Raw genomic sequence first — 12,712 nt, 5'->3', positions numbered from 1 at the left:
GGGGCCGGGCCGCGTGCGCAGCGGCCGGGCGGCCCTGAGGAAAGGTGCCCGGCGATCCCTTCGTAGACTTCCCGGCATGCGAGAAGAGCCCGCCGTCGAGGTCGTCGGCCTGGTCAAGCGGTACGGGGCGAAGGCCGCGGTGGACGGCCTGGACCTGTCCGTCGCCCGCCACACCGTCACCGCCGTGCTCGGCCCGAACGGAGCAGGCAAGACCACCACGATCGAGACCTGCGAGGGCTACCGCAGACCCGACGCCGGCACGGTCCGGGTGCTGGGTCTGGACCCGGTCGCGGACGCCACGGAGCTGCACCCGCGGATCGGCGTGATGCTCCAGTCCGGAGGGGTGTACTCCGGCGCGCGCGCCGAAGAGATGCTGCGCCACACCGCCACCCTGCACGCACACCCCGTGGACGTCGACGCCCTGATCGAGCGCCTCGGCCTGGAGTCCTGCGGTCGCACGCCCTACCGGCGGCTCTCCGGCGGCCAGCAGCAGCGGCTCGCCCTCGCCATGGCCGTCGTCGGCCGGCCCGAGCTGGTCTTCCTGGACGAGCCGACGGCCGGGCTCGACCCGCAGGCCCGCCGGGCCACCTGGGACCTGGTCCGCGAGCTGCGCGCCGACGGCGTCACCGTCGTGCTCACCACGCACTACATGGACGAGGCCGAACAGCTCGCCGACGACGTCGCGATCATCGACGGCGGCCGGGTGATCGCCCAGGGGAGCCCCGAGGAGCTGTGTCGCGGCGGCGCGGAGAACACCCTGCGCTTCACCGGCCGCCCCGCCCTGGACCTGGCCTCGTTGCTCAAGGCGCTGCCCGCGGACACCGCCGCCGCCGAGCTGACCCCCGGTTCGTACCGGGTGGTGGGCAAGGTCGACCCGCAGCTGCTGGCCACCGTCACCTCCTGGTGCGCCCAGCACGGCGTCATGCCGGACCGGCTCTCGGTCGAGCGGCACACCCTGGAGGACGTCTTCCTGGAACTGACCGGCAAGGAGCTGCGCGGATGACCGCCACCGGCACGTTCTCGCCCCGCCCGGGGGCCGCCCCGCTGGGCCGGATGATCCGGGCCCAGGCGGCGCTCGAGACCCGGATGCTGCTGCGCAACGGCGAGCAGCTGCTGCTGACCGTCGTCATCCCGGCGCTGGTGCTGGTGCTGTTCAGCACCGTCGACATCGTCGACACCGGCGCCGGCGAGGCCGTGGACTTCCTGGCCCCCGGCGTGCTGGCGCTGGCGGTGCTGTCCACCGCCTTCACCGGCCAGGCCATCGCCACCGGCTTCGACCGGCGCTACGGCGTCATGAAGCGGCTGGGCACCTCGCCGCTGCCGCGCTGGGCGCTGATGACCGCGAAGACCTGCTCCGTGCTGGTCACCGAGGCGCTCCAGGTGGCGCTGCTGACCACGATCGCCTTCGGGCTCGGCTGGTCGCCGCACGGCAACCCGCTGGCTGTGGTCCTGCTGCTGGTCCTGGGCACCGCGGCCTTCTCCGGGCTGGGGCTGCTGATGGCCGGCACCCTCAAGGCGGAGGCCACCCTCGCCGCCGCCAACCTGGTCTTCCTGCTGCTGCTGGTGGCCGGCGGGGTCATGGTGCCGCTGGAGAAGTTCCCGGACGCGGCGCAGTCGGTGCTCCAGCTGCTGCCGATCTCCGCGCTCTCCGGCGGGCTGCGCGACGTGCTGCGCGACGGGGCCGGGATGCCGTGGGCCGAGCTGGGGATCCTCGCGGCGTGGGCCGTGCTGGGGCTGGGCGCGGCGGCGCGCTTCTTCCGCTGGGAGTAGCCCCGGGCCCGGACTGCCGGGGAGGGGGCCGGCTGCCCGGGAGGGGCCGGCTGCCCGGGAGGCGCGGTGCGACCGCCCTCCCGACCCCCTCGTGAAAAGCCGCACAAGCTCCGGCTTACGATGGGGCCCGTGCCGAATTCGCTGAACCCCCTCGAGCTGATCGCCCGCCGCTGGCAGCCCTCCGCGGCCTTTGTCCGGCGGGCCGCGCTCACGACCGTCGTGATGGCCGTCGTCATCGTGGTGACGGGCGGCGCGGTCCGGCTCACCCAGTCCGGACTCGGCTGTGAGACGTGGCCGAAGTGCACCGACGACAGCCTCACGCCCACCTCCGACATGGGCATCCACGGCGTCATCGAGTTCGGCAACCGCATGCTGACGTATGTGCTGTCCGCCGTCGTCGGGCTGCTGATCGTCGCGGCCCGGTCCCGCGCCCCGCAGCGCCGCGCGGTCACCCGACTGGGCTGGGCGCAGTTCTGGATCGTCATGGGCAACGCGGTGGTGGGCGGTATCACCGTGCTCACCGGCCTCAACCCGTACATCGTCAGCTCGCACTTCCTGCTGTCCACCGCGCTCCTCGCGGTCGCGGTGATCACCTGGCAGCGCACCCGGGAGGGCGACGCCGACCCGCGTGACCTGGTCGCGCGTCCGGTGCGCCAGCTGACCTGGCTGCTGGTGGCGGCGACCGCCGTGCTGATCGTCGTCGGGGCCGTGGTCACCGGCGCCGGGCCGCACGCCGGAGACGCCAAGAAGGTCCACCGCATCCCGCTGGACTGGCAGGAGATCACCCAGCTGCACGTGGACTTCGTCTACATCGTGCTGGGCCTCACCGTGGCGCTCTGGTTCACGCTGCGCGCGGTCAAGGCGCCGGCGGCGCCGCGCCGTGCGGTGCTGGAGCTGCTGGTGGTGCTGCTCCTCCAGGGCGTGGTCGGCTATGTGCAGTACTTCACCCACCTGCCGGAGTTCGTCGTCGGCACCCACATGCTCGGCTCCTGCCTGGTGTGGATCGCCGTGCTGCGGGTCTTCCTCGCCCAGCGTGAGCGGGCCGGCGAGTCCGCCGCGTCGGAGCTGCCCGCGCCGGGCGGCGAGCCCGCGGCGGTTCAGCCGGTGGCGGCCGAGGCGACCGCGTCCAGCCGGTAGACCCGGCGCGCGGTCCCGGCCGCGACCAGACCGACGATCCGCCGCGCCTCCGCGGGGGCGCACACGTCGTCGGCGATCCACTCGGCGGCCAGCCGGGTCATGGCCCGTACGAACAGCCGGGCACCGGTGACATACAGCTCGGGCAGCGCCCGCGCGCCGGTGGAGAACAGCAGCTTGCCGAAGGGCGCCTCGCGGAGGGTCTCCGCGGGGCGCGGTCCGACGTCGGCGTAGACGTGCGGGAAGGCGCCCGCCAGCCGCGCGGCCTGGCGGTGGTGCGGCTCCCGGGGCAGCAGCACCAGGTCGGTGCCGAGCCGGGCGGTGGCCCGGAGGAAGCCTCTGAGCGGTCGCGGGTCGCCGCAGTGCAGCTGCACCGGAAGGCCGGTGGCGATCGCGTTCCACAGCAGGTGCTGGACCAGGGCCGGGTCCTCCAGCCGGGCCCCGGTGCGGCGTCCGCTCAGCCAGCGGCCGGCCGCACGGCGCACCTGGCGTGGGTCGGGCGGGCTCTCCTCGCCGAAGGAGGCGCTCAGTGCGAAGGCGGTGGCGTGCTGGGCGGCGGAGTAGAGCGCCTCGGCGGTGTTGCCGAGGAAGGAGTCGACGCTGCCGGAGGTGTCCGCGACCTGCTCGGCGAGCGGTTCCAGGCGGACCACCTCGTACGCGCGGCCGTCGGCGGCCGAGGCCAGCTCTCGCGCCGAGGTGAGCTCGCTGGGCACCCCTGACTCCAGTAGAAAGCCGGCGATGCCCGCCCCGCGCAGCAACAGGCGCCCCGCGCGGTAGGCGCCGAGCTCGCGGCGCCGGGCGAGGTAGTGGACGGGTGTGCAGTGGGGCTCGATGCCCAGCAGCGGGGGGCACCAGCGGCGCACCGCCAGGCCGGTCCAGCTGTCGAAGAAGGAGGTGCCCGCGGGGGCCAGGGCGCCGGTGGCGCCGGCGGCGGCGGCCAGATACGCCTCGAAGGATCCCAGTCCCAGCTCGCCGTGGAGCGCGCCGTGGCTGTGCTGGTCGATGAGGGGCGGCAGGGCCACCTCGGCGTGCACGGCGCAGCTCATCGAGTCTCCCCTGCCGGTCGGTCCCCGCGACGGGACTAACGGGCCCGGGCGCCCTCAGGTGTCGCCGTGCGGGCGCCGCCGGGACCCCGCCGCCGGTGTCAGCCGTGGGGCGTCACCCGTTGCTCGGGCCGCCGATCTGCTGGCCCGCCATGCGCGTCCACTCGTAACGGCCGGTGCGGACGCGGGCCGCGAGCTCTCCGTCGAAATCGTCCTGAAGGGTGATTCCGGAGAGCTCCACGGCGCGCTGGGCGGTCTGGTAGGAGCGGGCGACCAGGTTGCCCCACTCGCCGTCGGCGCCGACCAGGGCGATCCGGGTGGCGCCGCGCCCGATGTGCGCGAGCTGGCCGTCAGCCCCGCCGCCGTGGCTCTGGGCGAAGGCCGTGATCTGCTGAGCGAGCCGCTTGGCCTGCTTCTCGACGCGCCGGTCCGGGGCGGCGGGCTGGTCGTCGGTGGCGGCCGGCTGCTGGGTGTCTGCCATGTCTCGGATGCTACCCGTCGGTAATGAGAGACGGAAGGCACCTTCCCCGTTCCCCCGCCGATTCCGCCCGCGGAACCGCCCCCGGGCGGGCCGATGAGATCAGCCCGCCCGGGAACGGTACGGAGTCAGGCACCCGACGGCGCCGTCGCGGAGCCTCCCGCGGGGGCGCTCAGCGCAGGAAGGGGTCGACCGCCACGGCGATGAAGAGCAGCGAGACGTAGGTGATGGACCAGTGGAAGAGCCGCATCTCCTTGAGCTTGGCTCCGGTGACGCCCGCCTTGGCGCGCGCCTGGAGGGCGTGCGCCTCCTTGAGCCACCAGGCGCCCAGCACGGCCGCGACCACCGGGTAGAAGTAGCCGGTGTAGCCCAGCGGCCACAGCAGCAGCGAGACGCCGACCATCACCCAGCTGTAGAGGACGATCTGCCGGGCCACGACCTTGTTGCCCGCGACGACCGGGAGCATCGGCACGCCCACCCGCTCGTAGTCGTCCTTGACCTTCATCGACAGCGGCCAGTAGTGCGGCGGCGTCCAGAAGAAGATGACGAGGAACAGGATCAGGGAGGCCCAGGAGACCGAGTTGGTCACCGCGGACCACCCGATGAAGACCGGCATGCAGCCGGCGATGCCGCCCCAGACGATGTTCTGTGCGGTACGCCGCTTGAGCCACATCGTGTAGACGAGGACGTAGAAGAGCAGCGCCCCGAGTGACAACGCCGCCGACAGCGGGTTGACCAGGAACCAGAACCACGCGGTGGAGACGGCAGCCAGCGTGAAGGCGAAGACCAGGCACTCGCGCGGGGTGACCATGCCGGTCACCAACGGGCGCTGCGACGTGCGCTCCATGAGCGCGTCGATGTCCCGGTCGTAGTACATGTTGAAGGCACCCGCGCCACCGGCGGACAGGTAGCCACCGATACAGGTGGCCAGCACCAGCCACAGGTCGGGAACGCCCTCGGCCGCCAGGAACATCACGGGGACCGTCGTCATCAGCAGCAGCTCGATGACGCGGGGCTTCGTGAGCGCCACGAACGCCTTGACCCGGGCCCCGAGCGGCCGGTGGATCGGGCGGTGACCAGTGCTCGCAGCGAGCACCCCCGCAGGACGGGAATCGACGGCCGTCACGCACACCCCTGAGAGAAGCAGCAGAACAAGCAAGCACCGGGCATGAAGGCCCGGTAAAGACTTGCGCGTACCACGCCACTTTAGACGTAGCGGATACTCGGCCCGTCGCGGGGGTGGGGTCGTGTTGGGCGGCCCCCGGTCCGCCCAGCTCAGCCCCTGGTCGGCCCGCCGCGCCTCTACGAAGCGTCCACGCTTCGATCACGGCGCGTCACCGGTCCGCCCTGATGTGTCCCGGTCTGCCCCCGACGCCTCCCCGCGCGGTGCCCGACAGGCGAAGCGGGGCGCCGCCGGGCAGTCTGGAAGATGCGCCCGCGCACGCCCGCGGGATGTGCCGGGATATGTGCCGTCTTCGGCCTTCGTTGCCTTGGGCGCCGGGGGGCGTCGTCGAAAAGATGAGCGTTGTTCCGGGGGTAGGCTCGACCACGGTCCGGTGTGCGCACAGTCACCGGCATCCCGACATTGCGGAGAGGAGCCCTGACTCAGGGTGAGCACAAAGCCGACCACCACAGACCTTGAATGGACCGAACTGGACCAGCGGGCCGTCGACACCGCTCGCGTCCTGGCCATGGACTCCGTGCAGAAGGTCGGCAACGGCCACCCTGGCACGGCCATGAGCCTCGCGCCCGCCGCGTACCTGCTCTTCCAGAAGCTGATGCGGCACGACCCGTCCGACGCGAACTGGATCGGCCGCGACCGGTTCGTCCTGTCCCCCGGGCACACCAGCCTGACCCTCTACGTCCAGCTCTTCCTGTCCGGCTACGGCCTGGAGCTGGACGACCTGAAGTCCTTCCGCACCTGGGGCAGCCTGACCCCGGGCCACCCGGAGCACGGGCACACGGTCGGCGTGGAGACCACCACCGGCCCGCTCGGCCAGGGCATCGCCAACGCCGTGGGCATGGCCATGGCCGCCCGCTACGAGCGCGGTCTGTTCGACCCGGAGGCCGCCGAGGGCGCCTCCCCCTTCGACCACACCATCTGGGCGATCGTCTCCGACGGCGACCTGGAGGAGGGCATCTCCGCGGAGGCGTCCTCGCTCGCCGGCCACCAGAAGCTCGGCAACATCGTCGCCCTCTACGACGACAACCACATCTCCATCGAGGGTGACACCGAGACCGCCTTCTCCGAGGACGTCCTCAAGCGTTACGAGGCGTACGGCTGGCACGTCCAGCGCATCGAGCAGGCCGCCAACGGCGACTTCGACGTGCACGCGCTGCACGCCGCGATGAAGGCGGCGCAGGCCGAGACCGAGCGCCCGTCGATCATCGCCGCCCGCACGATCATCGCCTGGCCGGCCCCGAACGCGCAGAACACCGAGGCCTCGCACGGCTCGGCGCTCGGCGCCGAGGAGGTCGCCGCCACCAAGCGCGTGATGGGCTTCGACCCGGAGCAGGACTTCCAGGTGGAGTCCGAGGTGCTGGCGCACGCCCGCGCGGTGCTCGACCGCGGTCGCGAGGCGCACGCCGCCTGGGACAAGCAGCTCCAGGAGTGGCGCAACAACAACTCCGAGCGCGCCGCCGCGTTCGACCGCATCGTCGCCGGCGAGCTGCCCGAGGGCTGGGAGCGCGCGGTGCCGGAGTTCGAGGCCGGCAAGGACGTGGCGACCCGCAAGGCGTCGGGCACCGTTCTCAAGGCGCTGGGCGCGGTCATCCCCGAGCTGTGGGGCGGCTCCGCCGACCTCGCGGGCTCGAACAACACCACCATCGACCCGTCGTCGTCCTTCCTCCCGAAGGGCAACCCGCTGACGGAGGCCGACCCGTACGGTCGCACCATCCACTTCGGCATCCGCGAGCACGCCATGGGCTCGACCATGAACGGCATCGCGCTGCACGGGAACACCCGGGTCTACGGCGGCACCTTCCTGGTCTTCTCCGACTACATGCGCCCGGCCGTGCGCCTGGCCGCGCTGATGAAGCTGCCGGTCACCTACGTGTGGACGCACGACTCCATCGGCCTCGGCGAGGACGGCCCCACCCACCAGCCGGTCGAGCACCTCGCCGCGCTGCGCGCCATCCCGGGCCTCAACATCGTCCGCCCGGCCGACGCCAACGAGACGGCGATCGCCTGGCGCGAGATCATGCGCCGGCACAACGACCGGCCCGCCCCGCACGGCATCGCGCTGACCCGGCAGAACGTGCCGACGTACGCGCTCAACGAGGACGCGGCCAAGGGCGGTTACGTCCTGTTCGAGGCCGAGGCCGACGGCCAGGCCGCGACGCCGCAGGTGATCCTGATCGGCACCGGCTCCGAGGTCCAGCTGGCCGTCGAGGCGCGCGAGCAGCTGCAGTCCGCGGGCATCCCGACCCGTGTGGTGTCGATGCCGTCGGTCGAGTGGTTCGAGGAGCAGGACCAGGCGTACCGCGACAGCGTGCTGCCGTCGTCGGTGAAGGCGCGGGTCGCCGTCGAGGCCGGCATCGGCCTGACCTGGCACCGCTACGTCGGCGAGGCGGGGCGCATCGTCTCGCTGGAGCACTTCGGTGCGAGCGCCGACTACAAGGTGCTGTTCCGGGAGTTCGGGCTGACCGCCGACGCGGTCACCGAGGCGGCCCGGGAATCCCTGAGCGCCGCCGGTCGCTGACGCTTTTACACGACTAGTAGGAGATGCAATTCCCATGACAGACGCACTCAAGCGCCTCTCCGACGAAGGCGTCGCGATCTGGCTTGACGACCTGTCGCGCAAGCGGATCACCTCGGGCAACCTCGCCGAGCTGATCGACCAGCAGCACGTGGTCGGCGTGACCACCAACCCGTCGATCTTCCAGAAGGCGATCTCGGGCGGCGACGGCTACGAGTCCCAGCTCGCGGACCTCGCGGTCCGCAAGGTCACCGTGGACGAGGCCGTCCGCATGATCACCACGGTGGACGTGCGCGACGCGGCCGACATCCTGCGCCCGGTCTTCGACGCGACCGGCGGCCAGGACGGTCGGGTCTCCATCGAGGTCGACCCGCGGCTGGCCCACGAGACCGCGGCCACCATCGCCGAGGCCAAGCAGCTGGCCTGGCTGGTCGACCGGCCGAACGCCCTCATCAAGATCCCGGCCACCAAGGCCGGCCTCCCGGCGATCACCGAGGTCATCGGCCTCGGTATCAGCGTCAACGTCACGCTGATCTTCTCGCTGGAGCGCTACCGCGAGGTGATGGACGCCTACCTGGCCGGCCTGGAGAAGGCCAAGGCGGCCGGGCTGGACCTGTCCAAGATCCGTTCCGTGGCCTCGTTCTTCGTCTCCCGTGTGGACGCCGAGATCGACAAGCGGCTGGACAAGCTGGGCAGCGACGAGGCCAAGGGCCTGCGCGGCAAGGCCGCCCTGGCCAACGCGCGGCTGGCCTACCAGGCGTACGAGGAGGTCTTCTCCTCCGACCGCTGGGCCGCCCTGGACAAGGCGGGCGCCCACAAGCAGCGTCCGCTGTGGGCCTCCACCGGCGTCAAGGACCCGGAGTACAAGGACACGCTGTACGTGGACGAGCTGGTCGCCCCGGGCACGGTGAACACCATGCCGGAGGCCACCCTGGTGGCCACCGCCGACCACGGCCAGATCACCGGCGACACGGTGCGCGGCACCTACGAGGCGGCCAAGGCCGACCTGGAGGCCATCGCCAAGCTCGGTATCTCCTACGACGAGGTCGTGCAGCTGCTCGAGGACGAGGGCGTGGAGAAGTTCGAGGCTTCCTGGAACGACCTGCTGGCGTCCACGGAGGCGGAGCTCAAGCGCCTCGCCCCCTCGGAGGCCTGAGCGCGGTGAACACCAGCAGCAATCCGCTGCGTGACGCATCGGACCGACGGCTCCCGCGCATCGCGGGGCCGTCGGGCCTGGTGATTTTCGGCGTCACGGGCGATTTGTCACGTAAAAAGCTGATGCCGGCCGTATACGACCTGGCCAACCGCGGGCTTCTGCCGCCGGGCTTCTCGCTCGTCGGCTTCGCCCGGCGCGACTGGGAGCATGAGGACTTCGCCCAGGTCGTGCACGACGCGGTCAAGGAGCACGCCCGCACCCCCTTCCGCGAGGAGGTCTGGCAGCAGCTCGCCGAGGGCTTCCGCTTCGTGCCCGGCGACTTCGCCGACGACGAGGCCTTCGACCAGCTCAAGACCACCATCGAGGAGCTGGACAAGGCGCGCGGCACCGGCGGCAACTTCGCCTTCTACCTCTCGGTGCCCCCGAAGTTCTTCCCCACCGTCGTCCAGCAGCTCAAGAAGCACGGGCTGTCCGACGGCACCGGCGACTCCTGGCGGCGCGCCGTCATCGAGAAGCCCTTCGGCCACGACCTGGCCAGCGCCCAGGAGCTCAACCAGGTCGTGCACCAGGTCTTCCCGCCCAACGAGGTCTTCCGTATCGACCACTACCTGGGCAAGGAGACCGTCCAGAACATCATGGCGCTGCGCTTCGCCAACACGATGTTCGAGCCGCTGTGGAACCGTTCGTACGTCGACCATGTGCAGATCACCATGGCCGAGGACATCGGCATCGGCGGTCGCGCGGGCTACTACGACGGCATCGGCGCCGCCCGCGACGTGATCCAGAACCACCTGCTCCAGCTGCTCGCCCTGACCGCCATGGAGGAGCCCTCCTCCTTCGACGCCAAGGCGCTGGTCACCGAGAAGCTGAAGGTGCTCAAGGCCGTCAAGCTCCCGCGCGAGCTGGGCAAGCACACCGTGCGCGGCCAGTACGCGCACGGCTGGCAGGGCGGCGAGGAGGTGCTCGGCTACCTCGAGGAGGAGGGCATCGACCCCCAGTCGAAGACCGACACCTACGCCGCCATCAAGCTGGAGATCGACAACCGCCGCTGGGCCGGGGTCCCCTTCTACCTGCGCACCGGCAAGCGGCTGGGCCGCCGGGTCACCGAGATCGCGGTGGTCTTCCAGCGCGCCCCGCACTCCCCCTTCGACAGCAGCGAGACCCAGGAGCTGGGGCAGAACGCCCTGGTGATCCGGGTGCAGCCGGACGAGGGCGTCACCATCCGGTTCGGCTCCAAGGTGCCCGGCACCTCCATGGAGATCCGGGACGTGACCATGGACTTCGCCTACGGCGAGTCCTTCACCGAGTCCAGCCCGGAGGCGTACGAGCGGCTGCTGCTCGATGTGCTGCTCGGCGACGCCAACCTCTTCCCGCGCCACCAGGAGGTGGAGGAGTCCTGGCGGATCCTCGACCCGATCGAGGAGTACTGGGACAAGCACGGCAAGCCCGAGCAGTACACCGCCGGGACCTGGGGGCCGAAGGCGGCGGACGAGATGCTCGCACGAGACGGACGGAGCTGGCGTCGGCCATGAACATCGATCTCACGGACACCACGTCCAGCCAGATCAACTCCGCTCTGGTCAAGGCACGCCGGGCGATAGGCTCCCCGGCCACCGGCATGGTGCTCACCCTCGTCATCGTCACCGACGAGGGGAACGCCTACGACGCGCTCAAGGCCGCGAGCGACGCCTCGAAGGAACACCCCTCCCGCATCCTGGTCGTCATCAAGCGGCCGGGCCGCTCCCCGCGCGACCGCAAGATGGCCCGGCTGGACGCGGAGGTGCGGGTCGCGGGCGAGATGGCCACCGGTGAGACGGTGCTGCTGCGACTCCACGGCGAGCTGGCCAACCACGCCCACTCGGTGGTGCTGCCGCTGCTGCTGCCGGACGCCCCGGTGGTGGTCTGGTGGCCGGAGGAGGCCCCCGAGCACCCCAGCCAGGACCTGCTCGGTCGGCTCGCCGCGCGCCGCATCACCGACGCCCAGGCCACGGAGGACCCGGTCGCGACCCTCGGGCTGCGCGCCGAGACCTACACCCCGGGCGACACCGATCTGGCCTGGACGCGCATCACGCCCTGGCGCAGCGTGCTGGCCGCCGCCCTGGACCAGAAGCACTCGGCCATCACGTCCGCGGTCGTCGAGGGCGAGGCGTACAACCCGAGCACCGAGCTGCTCGCGCTGTGGCTGGCCGAGCGGCTCGGAGTGCCGGTGGAGCGGCGCATCTCGGACGGCCCCGGGCTGACCGCGGTGCGTCTGGAGACCGCCGACGGCACCATCTGCCTGGACCGCGCCAACGGCTCGATGGCCGAGCTGGCCATGCCGGGCCAGCCGGACCGGCATGTGGCGCTCCAGCGGCGGGAGACCGCCGAGCTCATCGCGGAGGAGCTGCGCCGGCTGGACCCGGACGAGATGTACGCCAGGGCGATCAAGTTCGGTGTGAGCAGCCTGAGCGCCGACGGCCAGGGCGACAAGGCCGCGAAGGCCGCCGCCGAGAAGCCCGCCAAGGCCGGGGCCGACAAGGCTGAGGCCGACAAGGCCGACAAGGGCACCGCCGCCGAGGCCGCCGCCCAGGCCCCGGGTGCCGGCGAGCCCGCCGCGGCTCCCGCCGCCAAGAAGACGGCCGCCGCGGCCAAGAAGGCGGCGAAGTGAGCACGCCCCAGGTCGTCGTCCACCGGGACAAGGAGCTGATGGCGCAGGCCGCGGCGGCCCGGCTGATCACGAAGATCGTGGACGCCCAGGCCGCCCGCGGCTCCGCCTCGGTCGTGCTGACCGGCGGGCGCAACGGCAACGGCCTGCTGGCCGCGCTCGCCGCCGCCCCGGCGCGCGACGCCGTGGACTGGTCCCGGCTGGACCTGTGGTGGGGCGACGAGCGGCTGCTGCCCGAGGGCGACCCGGAGCGCAATGTCACCCAGGCCCGCAAGGCGCTGCTGGACTCGGTCGGGCTGGATCCGGCGCGGGTGCACCCGATGCCCGCCTCGGACGGTCCGCTCGGCAACGACGCGGAGGCGGCGGCCGAGGCGTACGCCGCCGAGCTGGCCGCGGCCGCGGGCCCCGAGGACCACAGCGGGGTGCCGGCCTTCGACGTGCTGCTGCTGGGCGTCGGACCGGACACCCATGTCGCCTCGCTCTTCCCCGAACTCCCCGGAGTGCGGGAGACCGAGCGCACCGTCGTCGGGGTGCGCGGCGCGCCCAAGCCGCCGCCGAACCGGGTCTCGCTGACCCTTCCCGCCATCCGCGCGGCCCGCGAGGTCTGGCTGCTCGCGGCGGGCGAGGACAAGGCCAACGCGGTGGCGATCGCGCTGTCCGGCGCCGGCGAGCTCCAGGCTCCCGCCGCCGGCGCGCGCGGCACGCACCGCACGCTCTGGCTGCTGGACGCGGCCGCCGCCGCGGGCCTGCCGCGCGGGTTGTACCCCCCGGCGTCGCCGTAACCTCCCT

The 12,712-nt window shown here is 72.2% G+C and carries 11 protein-coding genes; 8 read left to right on the top strand and 3 right to left on the bottom strand.

Translation table 11 applies throughout. The features are described 5' to 3' along the window. Positions 1-76 precede the first annotated feature (76 nt). The 3 genes from LRS74_RS26180 (at position 77) to LRS74_RS26170 (ending at position 2,907) form a co-directional block, all read left to right on the top strand. Complete coding sequence (locus LRS74_RS26180) at positions 77-1,003, top strand: ABC transporter ATP-binding protein (protein WP_277743296.1); 927 nt, start codon at positions 77-79, stop codon at positions 1,001-1,003. Further along, on the top strand, positions 1,000-1,770 hold the full coding sequence (locus LRS74_RS26175; protein ID WP_277743295.1) for an ABC transporter permease: 771 nt from the start codon (positions 1,000-1,002) through the stop codon (positions 1,768-1,770). The genes LRS74_RS26180 and LRS74_RS26175 overlap by 4 nt, the downstream gene beginning before the upstream one ends. Positions 1,771-1,899: 129 nt before the next feature. Continuing rightward, positions 1,900-2,907 (top strand): COX15/CtaA family protein, encoded by a 1,008-nt coding sequence (locus LRS74_RS26170; protein ID WP_277743294.1) that lies wholly within the window; start codon positions 1,900-1,902, stop codon positions 2,905-2,907. Here LRS74_RS26170 and LRS74_RS26165 read toward each other — a convergent pair. The 3 genes from LRS74_RS26165 to LRS74_RS26155 all read right to left on the bottom strand — a co-directional run bounded on the left by LRS74_RS26165 (position 2,868) and on the right by LRS74_RS26155 (position 5,551). Continuing rightward, positions 2,868-3,950, bottom strand: coding sequence for an amidohydrolase (locus LRS74_RS26165; protein WP_277743293.1), 1,083 nt, complete (start codon positions 3,948-3,950; stop codon positions 2,868-2,870). The genes LRS74_RS26170 and LRS74_RS26165 overlap by 40 nt on opposite strands. A gap of 112 nt (positions 3,951-4,062) precedes the next feature. Beyond that, positions 4,063-4,428: a hypothetical protein gene (locus LRS74_RS26160; protein WP_277743292.1), complete on the bottom strand. Its 366-nt coding sequence runs from the start codon at positions 4,426-4,428 to the stop codon at positions 4,063-4,065. A gap of 169 nt (positions 4,429-4,597) precedes the next feature. Then, a complete protein-coding gene (locus tag LRS74_RS26155; RefSeq protein WP_144384600.1) occupies positions 4,598-5,551 on the bottom strand; it encodes a heme o synthase in 954 nt (317 codons plus the stop codon). Positions 5,552-6,035: 484 nt separating this feature from the next. Between LRS74_RS26155 and tkt the strand changes: the two genes are divergently transcribed. Genes tkt through pgl form a run of 5 tightly spaced genes read left to right on the top strand, consistent with a single transcriptional unit; the run spans position 6,036 to position 12,705 of the window. Then, positions 6,036-8,126 carry a transketolase gene (gene tkt / locus LRS74_RS26150; protein WP_277743291.1) on the top strand — a complete coding sequence of 697 codons (2,091 nt, stop codon included), beginning with the start codon at positions 6,036-6,038 and terminating at the stop codon, positions 8,124-8,126. Between the two features lie 34 nt (positions 8,127-8,160). Beyond that, entirely contained in the window at positions 8,161-9,279 is a 1,119-nt protein-coding gene (tal, locus tag LRS74_RS26145; protein WP_144384602.1) for a transaldolase, read from the top strand. Positions 9,280-9,284: 5 nt separating this feature from the next. Then, positions 9,285-10,811, top strand: a complete 1,527-nt coding sequence (zwf, locus tag LRS74_RS26140; RefSeq protein ID WP_144384603.1) for a glucose-6-phosphate dehydrogenase — start codon at positions 9,285-9,287, stop codon at positions 10,809-10,811. After that, positions 10,808-11,926: a glucose-6-phosphate dehydrogenase assembly protein OpcA gene (gene opcA / locus LRS74_RS26135; protein ID WP_277743290.1), complete on the top strand. Its 1,119-nt coding sequence runs from the start codon at positions 10,808-10,810 to the stop codon at positions 11,924-11,926. Before zwf ends, opcA begins: the two co-directional genes overlap by 4 nt. Further along, positions 11,923-12,705 carry a 6-phosphogluconolactonase gene (gene pgl / locus LRS74_RS26130; RefSeq protein ID WP_277743289.1) on the top strand — a complete coding sequence of 261 codons (783 nt, stop codon included), beginning with the start codon at positions 11,923-11,925 and terminating at the stop codon, positions 12,703-12,705. The genes opcA and pgl overlap by 4 nt, the downstream gene beginning before the upstream one ends. Positions 12,706-12,712 lie beyond the last annotated feature (7 nt).

Origin of the sequence: Streptomyces sp. LX-29, assembly GCF_029541745.1 — a bacterium.
Classification (GTDB): domain Bacteria; phylum Actinomycetota; class Actinomycetes; order Streptomycetales; family Streptomycetaceae; genus Streptomyces.
The sequence above is the reverse complement of the archived record's forward strand: the minus strand, read 5'-3'. Positions and strand labels throughout refer to the sequence as shown.